Genomic DNA, 16,001 nt, shown 5'->3' on the forward strand with positions numbered 1-16,001 from the left:
TTGGTAGCGGGAAGTGGGATCGAACCACTGACCTCAGGCTTATGAGTCCTGCGCTCTGACCGACTGAGCTACCCCGCCATTCTTAATTATTTATATCGTCTTTATCTTGTTGTCACAAGTCTGTCACAGCCTGTCATAAACTTAGGAGACCTAATGTCAACAATAAGAAAACGAAGTAATAAATACCAAGTTCAAGTCAGAGTTCAAGGACAAAAAATCACTAAATCATTTAATAATTTAACTGATGCTAGAAGATGGGCTGTCTTTAATGAAAACAAAATATTATTAGGAGCTGAATTACAATCACTTAACAAAAAAATATCTCTCAAAGATTTAATCAATAAGTACATTGATGAAGTAACACAGCTCAAGAAAGGTCATATTGTTGAAACACAAAGACTAAAGAGATTGTTGAAAGAACCTATGGTTAATCAAAAGGTTTACCAATTAAAGACTAGAGATTTCTTAGAGTTTAAACAAAGAAGAATTAAGGATGGGAATAGAACTTGTGCTTATGATTTAGTGTTGCTTCATCATATATACAATACTGCAATCAAACAGTGGTGTTATCCTATACCCCATAATCCACTATCTAATATTCAAAAGCCCAGATGTAATCCCCCAAGAGAGCGAAGGTTAAATGATAATGAAACTAAATATATTCTTAACCATCAATTTAAAAACAGAAACATGAACAACATCATTGAGCTTGCAATTGAAACTGGCATGAGAAGAAGTGAAATACTATCTATTACTAATGATGACATTAAGGATAACTGTATTTATTTATCTGATACTAAAAACAATAGCCCTAGAAAAATACCCCTAACTACAAAAGTAAAAGAGATAATAAACAAATCAATTCTTCCCTACTCTATTAGTTCAAATGCTGTAAGACTTAATTGGTATAGGATGACTAAGAGAGCTGGTATTGTTGATTTACATTTCCATGACTTAAGGCATGAAGCAATATCAAGGTTCTTTGAAAAAGGATTATCTATCCCTGAAGTTAGTTTAATTTCAGGTCATAAGGACGTTAGGCAACTAATGAGATATACTCACCTTAAGATTAACAATCTAATTAATAAACTTAATTAATAAGAGGTACATATGCTCCATGGGGGGGGTATAGGGGTATGTATATGTTGCTTATATAAAATTGGTAATAACTGAATGTAAACTAGTTACATATGAAATTATCTATTTCAATTGTAGCATCATTTCTATGAGACTCTAACGTGTGTAATCCAAATGTTCTTGTAATCGTTAGATGGTAAGACTTTTTATTTTCATTAATAGGTAAGAATTTAATAAATTTTAATTTAACCAATCTCCCTTTTTTATTTTTGAGTTTTAAATCTTTATTAAAGTCTTCATTAATATATTCTTTGTCTATTCTGTTATAAAAATAACCATTAAAAGCTGGCCTTCCATTAATTGGTGTATAATTATTAAGTGTAAATTCTTCTTTCTCACCACCAAATACAAATGTAGCTTTTCCATAAACATTAGAATTCCATTGGTCAAGTTCTCCAATTTTAGCCTTCTCAAATATCAAGCTGCCCCTAGTGTTTTCAACTAAGTATGACACTATTTTACCAGACTCATTAACATAAACTAAATTTAACAAGCAATTAAAGTTTTTAACTTCGGCAAATGCTGAAAAACAAAGGAAGATATTTAAGAACAAGACTAATAATAATTTTTTCATATTAAATTTTTATTCCTATGAAATCTACGTATTCCAAAGAATCGGTATTAATATAAAATATTCTTTTTCCTTTTTTTAATAGAAAATGATTTTTATTACTTAAATTGTGGCTTCCCATTATTTCAAAATCTGAGTACTCATAATCATGATGAAAATAAGCTTCGTGCCAACCAGAAAATATATCATTTAAAGTTACGTCATTTGCAAAACCAGGTGTAAGTTTATTCTTTTTCAATAACTTATCTTCATCAAAATCATCTTCGGGAGTTTCATCATGCTTTAAATCAAGTTGGTATTTATCAAATTTTATAACTGCTTCTTTAAAAGTTCCATTTGGTGACGTAAATCCACACAGCCTACAATGATTTGGGTTTGATTTATAACTAAGATAAATTTTTTTTTTAGATGGAAAAACTTTATCGAGAGGAATAAAGGATTTACTGATACTTATTTTTGAAAGTAAACTAGAGGAAACGAAACCTAAGTTTCTTCCTTTAAAATCAACTTTACTTTTTATTCCATTTTCAAAAAAAGACTCCTTGGCACCAAAAAATTTAATTAGATATTCTTTAAGAGTCATTTCCATAATATTTAACTATCTATAATTTAAAAGATTAATCTTAAAAGTTTTTTCATTTAATCTTAATTAATTCCGCATTAGCTCCTATAAAAAAAATTTCAGTTGGCTTAACATCAACTTCACTCTCCCAATCATTAACAGCTTGAGCAAACATATCAGGTAAATCATTAAATATTTTGTGAGTTTTTGATATAATATAGTATTCACCGTCCCATTTTCTAATAAGTCCTATTACAAATTTTTCTTTTGTATCAATAAATACAAATGCTTTTTCAGGACAAGCATGTGCCTCACATGCACTTGTAGTTACATATCTTCTATTATCATAATATTTAATTCCTGTTGGTGGGCCACCCAATAATCTTTCAATTGTTATGAATAATGTTCCTGCCGTTCCTGTAAATGAAGGATAGGTTTTATCTGCATAAATATTATCCTTAATTAGTTTTAAAAATCTTTTTTCTTTATCCCAAAATAATCCATTAGCATCTGAATATTCTTTTTGATTTTTAATCCATTCAAAACTTTGAGAGTGAGATGGGCTTGAAAATGTTAGAAACAAAACTGTAATTAACAAAAGTTTTTTCATATTATTAATATTTTTCAATAGTATGTTTACCTCTTAATCTTGACCCCTTTTTATCAAAATTAAATCGGTCTTTTTTAAAGTATCCACTATAGATGTCATATGAAAAGATTTTATCGCTACCAGTTTTTAATAGCATAACTCCTTCTCCATCTGCATAACCGTTTTTCATTTCACCAATATATTTTGTTCCAAAATTAAAATTCTGTATTTCTTCAAAGCTAGGATTTAATAATTTTTTTTTATCTCCAGGATTAAATTCTATTGCCTTATAATCTCCATCAACAATAATGTAGGCACCAATACAGTCAGTCCAATCAAATACATTGTCACCTTGGCATTTAGGGAGTGCAAAACTATTTCCACTCAACAACATACCTAGAGTCACAATCACTAAAAGTCTTTTCATTATTAAATCCTATATTTTTTTTGCCTTTTTCAAAACAATTTTTTGGCTGATTAAAAACAAACAGTCTTAATAAATATGAATCATGCATTGGATTTCCAATCTTTTTTCATCCTGTTTACGTTTCTTTTCATTATCTTCCTTGTTATCACGTGGACAGCTCCCTCGGAAAAGGATTGGAACCACTATCAGTAACTACAAGTTACTTACTTTCAAAAATACAACCAATAAGGAGCTCTAATTAATGGAAATAAACGACATTCATAAGTACTGTCACGTATCAACTTTCATCTCATATGGTAATTCCACACCAGTTTATAAACAAACTTTTAAATTTAAAGTAAGCCCCAATACTCATCACAGTCTATTATTAGATAAGATAACATCACTGTTAAAGAACAATGGTTTCAAGGTGGAGTTTAAATCTTGAAGCGGTTTGCAATCTTTATTTCCTTACATTTATTTTTATTTTTATTAGTTATTGCTTACCAAGCTCAAGCGGATGATGAGGAATGGACTATAGATAAACATGAAACATTATCTTATGCCAGGGTTAGTGGTGAGGTTACCCATGGTGATAATTTAAATTTTTGGATTAGAAAACAGGATAATTGTGAAAAAGTTTACAATACATTTACTGTTTATACTTACGAAAAACCAGGAGACATTAAGCAATTATTAAATAAGAATATTCCAATTAAGATAAATGGTGCCGATATAACAGCATCAGTTCAAGATATAGCTCCTTTTTTAATGGGTTATAGAGTTCATCTTAGCTTAGGCTCATATCCTATTAAGGAATATATTTATTTTCTTAAAGAATTTTATGATGAGTTTCAAAAATATGAAATTCAGATTGTTGATGGGTTAGATTTTAAAGCATCTAAATATTTTGATATTCAAATTAATAGTTGGAAATTGGATAAACTTGTACCTTCTGTTTTAGAAGCTCATAAGAAATGTAAACAAATAGATAATGTTGATTCATAAACACTACTTTTGACAACAATAAATTATCTTCCTTTTTAGAAACAATAATGATGGTGTTAATTGTGTTGTTTATTATTTGTTATCAATGCTTTTAGTGTTGTTGAGTGAGGGTCTACTTTAGACATAGGTATCCATATATCCCTTATGAAGATGATATCTTTTAAGTAACTTATTTAACAATATGTAAAAGATATTTTAAATGGGAATAAGTTATTAACAATATTACTGTGTTAAAGATTCTTTAGTTGATATTTAAGAGATGTCCTCTCTTAAGACCTTGTAAGATATTATATAGATAGAGTTTAATACTACCAAGAGAACATTAACCAAACACTTATAGAACAATCAATTTTATTCACAAAAAAATTGATAATTAAATAATTAATCTAGTACTTGAAATTATTATATACATACCTAAATATAATATTGTTAACCTTCTCAAAAAATAAAAAACTCTCTTACATTTATGGACAAAACTAATCTGCCGAAAGGTTGGAAATATGAAGTATTTGGTAAAAAAGAAAATCCAATTGCAAATTACTATTCAGCACTAACTGATTATGGAGATATGATGAAATTCTCCGACATAACACGCCCTAAAACTAGCAATTTGTTTGAAGAATTTGATGACTACATAAACATCAAAAAAGAAGACTTAAAAGAAATTACTTTTGAACAAATATTATTTTTCTTAAAAAATATAGAACCAAAAGAAAATCAATCAAAAAAAGATTGTTTAATTCAATTATTAAATAAAAATCAAATCAAATATGAGGAAGGACTTTGGGATGAGCTCATTTAGTGTTGCTAATTCATTTATAGAACAATGCACAGATTTAAAAATATTAAAGCATGATGAGAAGATAATCTGCATGTTGGTTGTTACTGATAAATCATATGTTTATATTGAAAAATACTACTCTGAAGAAAAACTTGACTCCAGTCTAACAGTTGAAATATTTAAATCTCAAGAGAGAGCTAAGGTTAATTATGATTCTATAAAAGCATTACTATTCAAAAATATTGTAGATAATTTAAAGTTTGAATTTAAAGAATTCGCTAAATCACTCAGAAAAGAAAAAATTTACTTTCATAAATGGTTTCAAAAAGGTGGAGTTATCAACACAAGCACTTATTAAGTGTTAATCATCTTCAATAGCCAACTTAAACCTTCGAGATTAATTTTACTTTTGTGATATAGATAGAATCAATGAAGAAAGTATTTAAATTAGGAGAGTTTTTCAGTGGCCCTGGTGGTTTAGGTTTGGGTGCTAAACTAGCTAATAATAAATTTAAGAATAAAGATATATCATTAGAGCATTCTTGGGCCTCTGATTATGACCAAGATTCTTGTGATACTTATAGTTTTAATATTTCAGATAAGAATATCTACTGCACTCCTGTAGAAAAATTCTTCTCATTAATTGATAATAAAAAAATTAAACTTCCAAAATTTAATGCCTTTGCTTATGGCTTTCCATGTAATGATTTTAGCAACGTTGGTGAGCATAAAGGGTTTAAGGGCAAGTTTGGCCCTCTTTATTCCTATGGTGTGGAATTAATGAACAGATATAAACCTGATTGGTTTTTGGCTGAAAATGTTTCAGGTATGTCTAGTGCTAATGACGGAGTGGCTTTTAAAAAAATACTTTCTGAATTAGGTAACTCAGGTGATGGGTATAATTTAACAGTTCATAAATATAAATTTGAAGAATATGGTATTCCCCAAGCACGTCATAGAATAATCATCATAGGATTTAATAAAAAATTTGGAAATGATTTCTATTTTAAAGTTCCTAAACCTTCAAAAAAAACAGTAACCGTAAAGGAAGTATTAACAAAACCATTTAAAGCTAATGACCCTAATCATATTTTTACAAAAAATTCACAACAAGTAATTGAAAGATTAAAGCATATTAAACCTGGACAAAGTGCTTTCACTGCAAAACTTCCAAAATCTTTAGCTCTAAATGTTAAAGGTGCAAAGATAAGTCAAATTTATAAAAGACTCCATCCAGATAAGCCAGCTTATACTGTTACTGGGAGTGGTGGTGGTGGAACACATATGTATCATTGGTCAGAACATAGAGCTTTAACAAATAGAGAAAGAGCAAGACTGCAAACTTTTCCTGATGATTTTATTTTTAAAGGAAATAAAGAAAGCCAAAGAAAACAAATAGGTATGGCTGTCCCTGTTGATGGTGCTAGAATTATATTTGAGGCAATATTGAATTGTTTTGAAAAAAATAACTATCAATCTGTGGAACCTAATATTAAGATATAGTCCTCATGTTCACTAATCACAAAGATTTTGGTGGTCCCTTTGGGAAACAATTCATTAGTGATGTTAATAAATACGAAGGATTAGAAATTGCCAGTGGTTATTTTGGTGTTTCGGCCATTGAGAAATTTAAAAGTAATTTATTAAATATTTCTAAAAAAGGATACTGTCGATTGCTTGTTGGTATGATTTATCATGAAGGTGTCAGCAAATCTCAAAAAAAGGCATTAGAAAATTTGAATGAAGAACTCAAAAAAATTAATGAAAATAGTGGAGTTTTTATTTCATTAAGACAGTTTCATGGAAAAATTTATAAGTTTAAAAAAAATGATGATGAAAAAATTTATGTAGGTTCATCAAATTTTTCAGACAGTGGGTTTTTTGGAAATATAGAATGCACCTCAGTTATAGATGAGCAAAAATCAAAAAAAGAAATTAATAAATTCCTTAATCATCTTTACTTTGGAAATGAATTTACAGCTCCTTTAAATGAGGTTGAACTTTTTGTTAAGAATAGAAGAAAAAAGAAAACAAAAGACAAACTAAAAAATTACGAGATAAGAGAAGAGCTTTTTCCTAAAACTGAAATAACGACTAATATAGACATCAAATTAAGAGTTGATGAACAGCCGCGTTCATCTCTTAATCTTTATTTTGAGAAAGGTAGAAAGAATAGAATAACTGGTAAATATGCACCTAGACCATGGTATGAGGTTGAAATAACAACTGAAGCTAAAGATAGAGTTAAAGATTATCCCAAAGGTGAGTTTACAGCATATGTAAAAGACGAAGATAAGTTTTATGAATTAAAAATGATTACTGCTTCTGCTAATTACAAAGCGATTACCACTAAAGATAATAGAGAAATTTTAGGAGAGCTTATAAAGGGAAAACTTGAAAGAGAGGGATACCTTGAAAGATATCAAAGGATTACATTAGATACATTAAGAAATTATGGAAGAGATTTTATTTCTCTAAAAAAAATAAAAGATAAAAAGTATTATCTAGAATTTTAATTTAAATATTTTTCAAAACAAACTATCTAATAAGTTCAAATTTATCTTTATAGAAATCCCAATCAAAAATATCTGTCACAACTCTGTCACAATAGTGTTTAAGTATTAGGCATTTATAAACTTACAGGTAATGATAAATGATGAGTTTATTAAGAATTTTCAAGGGTGAACCACTGACCTCAGGCTTATGAGTCCTGCGCTCTAACCAACTGAGCTACCCCGCCAATATTTCTAGAAGACTTATAATATAAATCTTTATTGTTTCAATAAACTTTTTAGGTAAGATTTTAACTAAATAACAAAATAAACAATTAAAGAACTTATTACAGTTACTAAAAAAATTGAAAAAATAAATCTTTTTTTAAAAGTTCTTTTTTTATCTAATCGAACCCTATTAAGTAAAATGTTTACGTTAGTTGTTTTATAATTGTTTTTTTCTATATCTTTATTTGAGACATTATCTGAATTTAATAAAGTTATTTCTTGATCGTTTTTTTTCACAAAGCTATTTAAACAGTAATTATTTATAACTTCAAACTAATTAAAAAAATAATTATATTTTCTTAAAATTATGTGACTTTAAAGGCTTTAAAAGTAATTCAGCTGGATATTTTTCCTTTTCAATTTCAATATAAAGATTTTTATCAACTAATTGTTCGTTAGAAAGTTCAGAATTTATATAACCGAATGATAAATTTTTATTATAATTAAAGGAGTAGTTTCCAGATGTCGTTTTTCCAACAATTTTGTCATCTAAATAAATTGGTTCTTCTTGAAGTAAAAGTGGTTTTCCAGGTGTGCTATCTTTTAAAACTAACATAATAAATCTACGCTCTAATTTTTTATCTCTAATTTTAAGTAATTTTTCTTTTCCTATAAAATCAAATGGTTTTTTATAACTAATTGTAAAACTTAAACCTGCTTGATATTGATTTTCCTCTGGTGAAATATCATGTCCCCAATGTAAAAAACCACTTTCCATTCTCATTGTATCCATCGTATGAGCTCCACAATGAGTAAGCCCAAAGTCTTTTCCAGTATTAACAATTAAATCATATATTTCTTTAGCTTTTTCTTTTTGAATATAAAGCTCATAACCAAGCTCACCAACATAAGACAATCTTTGAGCCCAAACATTTATTGAGTTTAATTTAATATTTTTACTTGTCCCAAATTTAAAATTTTTATTTGTTAGATCTTCATCGTTAATTTTTGATAACAAATTTCTACTTTTTGGTCCAAAAATTCCCAAACATACTAGTTCATCTGTTACATCTTTAAATTCAAAATCTTTTGATAAATGTTTAAGTATATAAGCCTTATCATGAGTTCTAACAGCTGCTGAACTTATTATTCTAAAATGATTTTTTGCAAGACAAACAACTGTTAGATCTGCTTCAATTCCAGCTCCTTCATTAAGCATATGAGTATAAGTACATTTTCCAATTTCATTTTTAATATTTGCAGTACATAATCTTTGTAATTCTTCATATGCCTTTTCACCTTTAATTTCATATTTTGAGAAAGGTGAAAGCTCATACAATCCTACATTTTCTATTGTATTTTTACATTCATGCTCAACTGATGGATACCAATTTTGATAATTAAAACTATATTTGTATTCTGGTTTAGTATTATCTAATGCATACCACATTGGTCTTTCATACTCACCTGATTGACCAAAACATGCACCCATTTTTTTTAACTCTTCATGGTATGGGAGTAATCTTTGATCTCTTGAGGTCTTGTGTTGTTTATATGGCCAATGCATATCATACAAATCTCCCAAAGATTCTGTAACTCTATTCATTATAAATTTTTTAGAAGAGTGAAATTTTTGAAATCTTTTAATATCTAATGAATACAAATCTTCATTCATATAACCATTAATCATCCATTCTGCTGTAACTCGCCCCGCTCCACCAGAACTTGCAATACCAATACTATTAAAACCACAACACGTATAAAGATTGTTAACTTCTGCTGTTTCCCCTAATAAATATTGAGTATCGGGTGTAAATGACTCTGGTCCTGAAAAAAATTTTCTAACACCAGCTGTTTCTAACATTGGTAATCTTTTAAAAGATTTTTCTAAATAGGGTTCAAAATGATCAAAATCATCTGGAAACTCTCCAAAAGAAAAATCATTAGGGACTATTCCCTTTTCTTTAAATGCATTCTTTGCGCCTGGCTCAAAAATACCGACGAGCATTTTTCCTGCATCTTCTTTTAAATAAAGACAATCATTATAATCTCTAAGAACTGGTAGATCTTTTGGTAAATCTTTCATTGGTTCAGTTATTATATAAAAATGCTCATTTGGATATAAAGGAACGCTTACACCAATATCCTCTCCAATTTGTCTAGACCACATTCCAGTTGCAAGCACTACATACTCACAATCTATTTTACCCTCTTTAGTTTCAACACCAGTAATTCTATTGTTTTTTACTAATATTTTAGTCACTGGTGATTTTTCAAATATTTTGGCCCCTTCCATTTTTGCAGCCTTAGCCAACACATTTGTAACTCCTACCGGATCTGCCTGACCATCTTCAGGCATATAAACACCGCCCAAAATATCTTGATCATTAATTACAGGATATAAATCTCTAACTTTTTGTTTATCTAAAACTTCAACATTTACATCAAAAAGTTGAGCAGAGGTTGCTTGTCTTAATAATTCTTGAAGTCTTTCTTTTGAACTTGCAACAGTTATTGCTCCATTTTGTTTAAGCCCTGTTGATAGTTCAGTTTTTTCTTCTAGTTCTTTATAAAGATTAAGTGAATATTTTCTTAGTTTTGTTATTGTTGCTGTAGCACCTAATTGTCCAACCAAACCTGCGGCATGCCAAGTAGTACCTGATGTTAGTTGATCTCTTTCAAGAAGAATTGTATCTTTCCATCCAAATTTTGCTAAATGATATGCAACTGAGCATCCTGCAACCCCTCCTCCAATAACTACAACTTTAGAACTATTGGGCAGTAGTTTGCTCATTTAAATAATTAATAATTTTTTTAACAAATTTAGATTTTAAAGTTTGCTGACTTAGCATCTTTATAAAAAGCTTTAACAGTTTCTATAGTCAATTGATCAAAAGATTTTCCAAACTTTTCAATTTTTTCAATTGTTGAAGGTGGAATTGTAATTATATCACAACTAAGTTGTTTTGCTTGGGTATAATTGTAAGGTTCTCTCACACTGGCCCATAAAATCTCAATATTCTTAAATTTTTTAGCTAGTTTAATGCTTTCTTTAAACTCTGGAACTGGGTCCTTTCCAGTATCTCCAGCTCTACCAGCAAAAATTGAAATAATTACTTTTGTTTTCTTATTTAATAATTTTAAGATTCTCTTAGTTTGTTTTGAGCTATATATTGCTGTGATATTTAATTTAATATTCAAACTATTTAATTCTTTAATAATTTTACCCATAAAAATACCCTTTGAATTTGTAATAGGAATTTTTACATAAACATTTTTTCCCCAAGTATTAATTTTTAAAGCTTGTTCTTTCATATTTTGATAGTCATCAGCAAAAACCTCAAGGGACACTGGTTTGTTAGGACAAATTTTCAAAATTTGTTTTGAATAAGATTTGTAATCTTTTGCACCAGCTTTTTTCATTAAGCTTGGGTTAGTAGTAAATCCTTTGACAATCTTTTTTTTATTAAATTTTTTAATAAGGTTTAAATCAGCGATATCACAATATATTTTAGTCATTTTTATATTTATCTATAATTCATATAGTAAATTTTGAATTAATTAATTATATATTTATTTTTTGAAAAATCTTCAATACAATATATTACAATAAATTATTAACATAACTAACATTCTTATTGCATTTAGAACAAGTTATATTGGTAATCCATTAGTTAACTATAAATCAAAAGTTAAAAAGTAAATTAATTTTTTACAGCTATTTCTGGGGGGACATATTCGTGTCCAAAAACATCAGCTACAGCCTTATAGGTTACAAGACCTTTGTGAACATTTAATCCAGCTAAAAAGTTTTTATCTTCCCCTAAAGCTTTTTGATAACCTTTGTTAGCAAGTTTGACTAAGAAAGGTAAAGTTGCATTGTTCAATGCTATTGTTGAAGTTCTTGGAACACCACCTGGCATGTTTGCAACACAATAGTGAACTACATCATCAACAATATAAGTTGGATCGCCATGAGTTGTAGGTTTGCTTGTTTCTACACACCCACCTTGATCAATTGCAACATCTACAATTACTGATCCACGTTTCATCAACTTAATCATTTCTTTGGTAACCAATTTTGGAGCTTCTGCTCCAGGAATTAAAACTCCACCAACTAATAGATCTGCTTCAGAAACTAATTTATTTAAATCAATTTTATCACTCTGTTCAGGAATGATTTTATCACCAAACATTTCAACAAGTTGTTTTAATCTTGCTTCAGACTTATCAACGATATGAACTTCTGCTTGCATACCGGTTGCTATGACTGCTGCATTTTCGCCTACAACTCCACCACCTAAAATAACAACTTTACCACCAGCCACTCCTGGTGCACCACCTAATAAAAGTCCTCTTCCTTTTTGATTTTTTTCTAAGCAATGTGCTCCGGCTTGAACAGACATTCTACCTGCAACAGCACTCATTGGTGCGAGTAAAGGCAATCTTCCATTATCATCTGTTACTGTTTCATAAGCTATATTTATACTTTTAGATTTGATTAAACCTTCAGTTAATTGTTTAGCAGCAGCCAGATGAAGATATGTGTATACGATTTGATTTTCTCTAATCATATCCACTTCAACTTTTTGTGGTTCTTTAACTTTAACTATAATTTCTGTATCATTAAAAATATCAGCAGCAGTATTTGCAATTTTAGCACCTGCATTTGTGTATTGTTCATTTTCAAAACCTGCTTCAAAACCACCATTGTTTTCAACGATAACTTCATGACCCTCTGAAACTAAAGTTTTAACACTCTCTGGGGTAAGGCCTATTCTATTTTCTTGTGGCTTGATTTCTTTAGGTACGCCTATCTTCATAACACTTCTCTCTTTGTTAATTGTTTAAAAACTAATTAGTTTTTTTGGTTTTTTTGATAGTTAGTGATACCTGTTCTCAGTTTATCAATAATTTCATCAATATGTTTTTCCTCACAAATAAATTGTGGAGCAATAATTAAACAGTCACCAGTTGCTTTAAAGTTTACTCCAGCTTCGTAACAAGCTTTAAAACATTCATAACCTGCTTTGCCTGGTTTAGTATTTAATTTCATATCAATTCCACCCATCATTCCATAGCCTCTGATATTATCTACAGACTCTAAGTCTTGAAGAGAGAATAAACCTTTTTGAAAATAAGGTGCCAGATTTTTAGCCCTATTAAAAATATCATCTTTTTCAAAAATATCTTGAACAGCTAATGCTGCAGCTACCGCAACAGGAATTCCTGAATAAGTATATCCATGAAATAGTTCTACAGCACCTGTTGGTGAAGAGTCCATTACTGCATCATAAATATAATCATTACATGCAACAACACCCATAGGTACAACACCATTAGTTGTAGCTTTAGCCATTGTCATAATATCTGGTGTTACACCAAACTCATCTGCACCAAATTTAGATCCAGTTCTACCCCAACCAGTAATGACTTCATCAAAAATTAAAAGTATTCCATGCTTGTCACAAATTTCTCTTAGTTTTTGTAAATATCCTTTTGGCGGAACTAGAGTTCCAGTAGATCCTGCAATAGGTTCAACGATACAAGCAGCAATATTTTCGCCACCAAAGTTTGCACAAATAGTTTCAAGATCATTTGCTAGATAATCACCTGTCTCTGGTTGACCGCTTACAAATTTATGTTCTGGTAAATGAGTGTGTCTAATGTGTTGAACACCTGGCATTAAAATACTTGCAAATGTTTTTACATTATTAACCATTCCACCAACTGAAACACAACCAATGTTCATTCCATGATAGCCTCTTTCACGTCCAACAAATCTAAATCTTTGTGCATCCCCTTTTGCTCTATGATATGCAACTGCAATTTTAATTGCCGTCTCTACTGCAGTAGATCCACAAATTGTAAAAAACATTTTGTTTAAATCACCTGGAGTATGTTTTGCTATTCTTGATGCTAATTCAAACGATCCACCAAAACCTTGTTGAAAAGGTTGAGCATAATCTAAAGTGTCTAATTGTTTTGTTACAGCTTCTGTAATTTCTTTTCTTCCATGGCCTAAAGGATTACAAAATAATCCTGAGCTTGCATCAATTTGAGTTTTTCCATGGTGAGTTTTAAGATAAACTCCTTTTGCTTCAGTAATTAATCTTGGGTTTGCTTTAAAATCTTTATTAGATGTAAAAGGCATCCAGTGTTCATTTAATGAATTTGGAACTGAAGTTCTGTTTTCTGAGCTCATAAAAGTTTCTCTCTTTATATAATTAATTTTGTATTTTTTAAATCTATGGCCTCTTTAGACTAAAATAAATACTTTAAAAGAATAATATTGACACAACTACAGATTGTAACTTTAGTATCTTTTTTTGTTTTACATAGCTCTAAAATTGAATTTTAATAAGACTAATTTAATTAAATTAACAATAGGATAATAATGAAAAAAATATTAAGTTTTATTCTTGGGTCTATCGTTGCTCTTAACCTTTCTATGTCAGTTGCAAATTCAGCTGCTAAAGAAGTAAGAGTTGCATTCTTTCTAGAATGGCCAACGCCAAACCAAGAAGATAAAGTAAAAGGTATTTACGAAAAAGCTCTAGGTGTTCCAGTTAAATGGACTAACTTTTCAAATGGTGGTGCAATGACTGATGCTATGTTAGCAGGAGATATTGATATTTCTTACTCACAAGGTTTAGTGCCATTCATAAACGCTGTTAAGTCAAAAGCTCCTTTAAAACTTGTAGACATTGCTATGGAATATGGAATGGGTGGAACAACTTGTGTTACATCTAATGCTTCTGGAATTACAAAAGCAAATGGCTCTGAGTTAGAAGGTAAAAAAGTTGCTGTTCCACTAGGAACAATGGCTGAATACGTTTTTGACGAAAGTATGAAAGTTGTTGGAGCTGACAGATCTAAAATGGATGTTATTCAAATGGACCCTGAAGAAGGTGCTGCTGCATTAGTAAGTGGTGACGTTGTTATGGCTTGTCTATTTGGTGGTAACTCTATCAAAGCTGCAACTGCAGTTGGATCAAGACTTTTAACTGTTCAAGAAGCTAGAGATGCTGGTATCTTAGGTATCGATATTACATCTGTAACTGACAAGTTCATGAAAGAAAATCCAGGTATGTTAAGAACTTTCATCGAAGTAACTCACGAAGCAAACGCTAGATACGCTTCTGGTAAATCAGATATGGGTGTTATAGCAAAAGATGCTGAAATGAAACTTGGTGATATGAAAGAAACAATCGGTGGATTTAAATTTCTTTCACCTTCAGAAACTGAAAAGTCTATGACTTCTGGAAATCTTGCTGGTTTCTTAAAAGGAATGGATACTCCTAACGGAGCAGTTGATACAAGCTTTTTACCTCTATAAATTTTTAGAGCGTAAAATAAATTTTAATAGGCGCCAATTAGAAATAATTGGTGCCTATTTTTTTAAAATATTCTAATATAAAGTATTCTTATGAGTGATTTAGTCTCACAAAATCTAAACATGATTTTTAAAACTCCTAAAGGAGAAACAGTTCACGCATTGAAAGATGTAAACTTTACTTTAAAAAGAGGAGAACTTTTAACAGTTCTTGGCCCTTCTGGATGTGGGAAAACTACTTTGCTTAATATTACGGCAGGATTTTTAAGACCTACCTCGGGACAAATAATATTGGGCGGTAATGAAATTAATGGACCGGGCGTTGAAAGAGGAATGGTATTTCAACAAGGAGCTCTATTTGAATGGCTAACTGTTGCTGAAAATGTGAATTTTGGACTTCGAATGAAAAAAGAAGATCCAATTGAAACTGCAAAAAAAGTTGAAGAATGGTTGGGAATTGTGGGTCTTAAAGGATTTGGTAATACCCCTACCTATCAATTGTCAGGTGGTATGCAACAAAGAGTTGCTCTTGCAAGATGCTTGATCAATGATCCTGATTTAATTTTAATGGATGAACCACTAGGAGCTCTTGATGCACTTACTAGAGAAAAAATGCAGTGTCTAGTTTTAAAAATTTGGAAAGAAACTGGAAAAACAATTATTTTAATTACTCACTCAGTAGAAGAAGCACTTTTACTAGGCGAGAGACTTTATGTAATGGCACCTAGACCTGGAAGAATTCATAAAGAATATAATCTGCCATTTGCATCAATGGGATTAAAAGAAGATTTAAGAGATATCAAAAACTTAAAAGATTTTATAAGTAAAAGAGAAGAGATTTTAACCATGATTTGGAACATGGAAGAGGAAATAATGGGTAAGGATATATAA

17 protein-coding genes and 1 tRNA gene are annotated in these 16,001 nt (G+C 29.9%); 8 read left to right on the top strand and 10 right to left on the bottom strand.

Translation table 11 applies throughout. The annotated features are described in order from the left end of the window. Position 1: 1 nt before the first annotated feature. Positions 2-78, bottom strand: a tRNA-Met gene (locus ACIJYC_RS04215). Positions 79-153: 75 nt separating this feature from the next. Here ACIJYC_RS04215 and ACIJYC_RS04220 point away from each other — a divergent pair. Beyond that, positions 154-1,098, top strand: a complete 945-nt coding sequence (locus ACIJYC_RS04220) for a tyrosine-type recombinase/integrase (protein ID WP_435164710.1) — start codon at positions 154-156, stop codon at positions 1,096-1,098. Positions 1,099-1,180: 82 nt separating this feature from the next. Here ACIJYC_RS04220 and ACIJYC_RS04225 read toward each other — a convergent pair whose 3' ends face one another. From ACIJYC_RS04225 to ACIJYC_RS04240, 4 genes are read right to left on the bottom strand one after another with little or no spacing between them, the layout of a single operon-like run. Then, positions 1,181-1,711, bottom strand: coding sequence for a hypothetical protein (locus tag ACIJYC_RS04225; protein ID WP_435164712.1), 531 nt, complete (start codon positions 1,709-1,711; stop codon positions 1,181-1,183). A 1-nt stretch (position 1,712) separates the two neighbouring features. Beyond that, on the bottom strand, positions 1,713-2,297 hold the full coding sequence (locus ACIJYC_RS04230; protein ID WP_435164715.1) for a hypothetical protein: 585 nt from the start codon (positions 2,295-2,297) through the stop codon (positions 1,713-1,715). Positions 2,298-2,343: 46 nt separating this feature from the next. Further along, the gene (locus tag ACIJYC_RS04235) at positions 2,344-2,880 is read right to left on the bottom strand and encodes a hypothetical protein (RefSeq protein ID WP_435164717.1); all 537 of its coding nucleotides are present in this window, start codon (positions 2,878-2,880) and stop codon (positions 2,344-2,346) included. 4 nt (positions 2,881-2,884) lie between these two features. Then, positions 2,885-3,286: a hypothetical protein gene (locus ACIJYC_RS04240; protein ID WP_435164720.1), complete on the bottom strand. Its 402-nt coding sequence runs from the start codon at positions 3,284-3,286 to the stop codon at positions 2,885-2,887. Between the two features lie 423 nt (positions 3,287-3,709). Between ACIJYC_RS04240 and ACIJYC_RS04245 the strand changes: the two genes are divergently transcribed. The 5 genes from ACIJYC_RS04245 (at position 3,710) to ACIJYC_RS04265 (ending at position 7,570) form a co-directional block, all read left to right on the top strand. Beyond that, positions 3,710-4,273: a hypothetical protein gene (locus ACIJYC_RS04245; protein WP_435164723.1), complete on the top strand. Its 564-nt coding sequence runs from the start codon at positions 3,710-3,712 to the stop codon at positions 4,271-4,273. Positions 4,274-4,739: 466 nt separating this feature from the next. Continuing rightward, positions 4,740-5,075, top strand: a complete 336-nt coding sequence (locus ACIJYC_RS04250; RefSeq protein WP_435164726.1) for a hypothetical protein — start codon at positions 4,740-4,742, stop codon at positions 5,073-5,075. Then, positions 5,062-5,412, top strand: a complete 351-nt coding sequence (locus ACIJYC_RS04255; protein ID WP_435164729.1) for a hypothetical protein — start codon at positions 5,062-5,064, stop codon at positions 5,410-5,412. The genes ACIJYC_RS04250 and ACIJYC_RS04255 overlap by 14 nt, the downstream gene beginning before the upstream one ends. Positions 5,413-5,483: 71 nt before the next feature. Further along, positions 5,484-6,557 (top strand): DNA cytosine methyltransferase, encoded by a 1,074-nt coding sequence (locus ACIJYC_RS04260; RefSeq protein ID WP_435164732.1) that lies wholly within the window; start codon positions 5,484-5,486, stop codon positions 6,555-6,557. 5 nt (positions 6,558-6,562) lie between these two features. Then, on the top strand, positions 6,563-7,570 hold the full coding sequence (locus ACIJYC_RS04265) for a restriction endonuclease PLD domain-containing protein (protein WP_435164734.1): 1,008 nt from the start codon (positions 6,563-6,565) through the stop codon (positions 7,568-7,570). Between the two features lie 291 nt (positions 7,571-7,861). Here the strand turns inward: ACIJYC_RS04265 and ACIJYC_RS04270 are convergent, their stop codons facing one another. The 5 genes from ACIJYC_RS04270 to ACIJYC_RS04290 form a co-directional block, all read right to left on the bottom strand. Then, positions 7,862-8,071, bottom strand: coding sequence for a hypothetical protein (locus ACIJYC_RS04270; protein ID WP_435164737.1), 210 nt, complete (start codon positions 8,069-8,071; stop codon positions 7,862-7,864). Positions 8,072-8,123: 52 nt separating this feature from the next. Further along, positions 8,124-10,568 (bottom strand): GcvT family protein, encoded by a 2,445-nt coding sequence (locus tag ACIJYC_RS04275; protein ID WP_435164740.1) that lies wholly within the window; start codon positions 10,566-10,568, stop codon positions 8,124-8,126. A 29-nt stretch (positions 10,569-10,597) separates the two neighbouring features. Next, on the bottom strand, positions 10,598-11,293 hold the full coding sequence (locus tag ACIJYC_RS04280; RefSeq protein ID WP_435164743.1) for a transaldolase family protein: 696 nt from the start codon (positions 11,291-11,293) through the stop codon (positions 10,598-10,600). Between the two features lie 185 nt (positions 11,294-11,478). Beyond that, the gene (gene ald / locus ACIJYC_RS04285) at positions 11,479-12,597 is read right to left on the bottom strand and encodes an alanine dehydrogenase (RefSeq protein WP_435164745.1); all 1,119 of its coding nucleotides are present in this window, start codon (positions 12,595-12,597) and stop codon (positions 11,479-11,481) included. Between the two features lie 35 nt (positions 12,598-12,632). Then, positions 12,633-13,979 carry an aspartate aminotransferase family protein gene (locus ACIJYC_RS04290; RefSeq protein WP_435164748.1) on the bottom strand — a complete coding sequence of 449 codons (1,347 nt, stop codon included), beginning with the start codon at positions 13,977-13,979 and terminating at the stop codon, positions 12,633-12,635. A gap of 192 nt (positions 13,980-14,171) precedes the next feature. On the opposite strand from ACIJYC_RS04290, the gene ACIJYC_RS04295 reads away from it, so the two are divergent. Further along, positions 14,172-15,113, top strand: coding sequence for an ABC transporter substrate-binding protein (locus ACIJYC_RS04295; RefSeq protein ID WP_435164751.1), 942 nt, complete (start codon positions 14,172-14,174; stop codon positions 15,111-15,113). 90 nt (positions 15,114-15,203) lie between these two features. Beyond that, positions 15,204-16,001 carry an ATP-binding cassette domain-containing protein gene (locus tag ACIJYC_RS04300; protein ID WP_435164753.1) on the top strand — a complete coding sequence of 266 codons (798 nt, stop codon included), beginning with the start codon at positions 15,204-15,206 and terminating at the stop codon, positions 15,999-16,001.

The organism is Candidatus Pelagibacter bacterium nBUS_28, assembly GCF_051200915.1.
In the GTDB taxonomy this organism is placed as follows: domain Bacteria; phylum Pseudomonadota; class Alphaproteobacteria; order Pelagibacterales; family Pelagibacteraceae; genus Pelagibacter.

Coding starts and splice junctions, on each gene's coding strand:
- ACIJYC_RS04220 (WP_435164710.1), top strand. CDS start 154: ATGTCAACAATAAGAAAACGAAGTAATAAATACCAAGTTCAAGTCAGA.
- ACIJYC_RS04225 (WP_435164712.1), bottom strand. CDS start 1,711: ATGAAAAAATTATTATTAGTCTTGTTCTTAAATATCTTCCTTTGTTTT.
- ACIJYC_RS04230 (WP_435164715.1), bottom strand. CDS start 2,297: ATGGAAATGACTCTTAAAGAATATCTAATTAAATTTTTTGGTGCCAAG.
- ACIJYC_RS04235 (WP_435164717.1), bottom strand. CDS start 2,880: ATGAAAAAACTTTTGTTAATTACAGTTTTGTTTCTAACATTTTCAAGC.
- ACIJYC_RS04240 (WP_435164720.1), bottom strand. CDS start 3,286: ATGAAAAGACTTTTAGTGATTGTGACTCTAGGTATGTTGTTGAGTGGA.
- ACIJYC_RS04250 (WP_435164726.1), top strand. CDS start 4,740: ATGGACAAAACTAATCTGCCGAAAGGTTGGAAATATGAAGTATTTGGT.
- ACIJYC_RS04255 (WP_435164729.1), top strand. CDS start 5,062: ATGAGCTCATTTAGTGTTGCTAATTCATTTATAGAACAATGCACAGAT.
- ACIJYC_RS04260 (WP_435164732.1), top strand. CDS start 5,484: ATGAAGAAAGTATTTAAATTAGGAGAGTTTTTCAGTGGCCCTGGTGGT.
- ACIJYC_RS04265 (WP_435164734.1), top strand. CDS start 6,563: ATGTTCACTAATCACAAAGATTTTGGTGGTCCCTTTGGGAAACAATTC.
- ACIJYC_RS04275 (WP_435164740.1), bottom strand. CDS start 10,568: ATGAGCAAACTACTGCCCAATAGTTCTAAAGTTGTAGTTATTGGAGGA.
- ACIJYC_RS04280 (WP_435164743.1), bottom strand. CDS start 11,293: ATGACTAAAATATATTGTGATATCGCTGATTTAAACCTTATTAAAAAA.
- ald (WP_435164745.1), bottom strand. CDS start 12,597: ATGAAGATAGGCGTACCTAAAGAAATCAAGCCACAAGAAAATAGAATA.
- ACIJYC_RS04290 (WP_435164748.1), bottom strand. CDS start 13,979: ATGAGCTCAGAAAACAGAACTTCAGTTCCAAATTCATTAAATGAACAC.
- ACIJYC_RS04295 (WP_435164751.1), top strand. CDS start 14,172: ATGAAAAAAATATTAAGTTTTATTCTTGGGTCTATCGTTGCTCTTAAC.
- ACIJYC_RS04300 (WP_435164753.1), top strand. CDS start 15,204: ATGAGTGATTTAGTCTCACAAAATCTAAACATGATTTTTAAAACTCCT.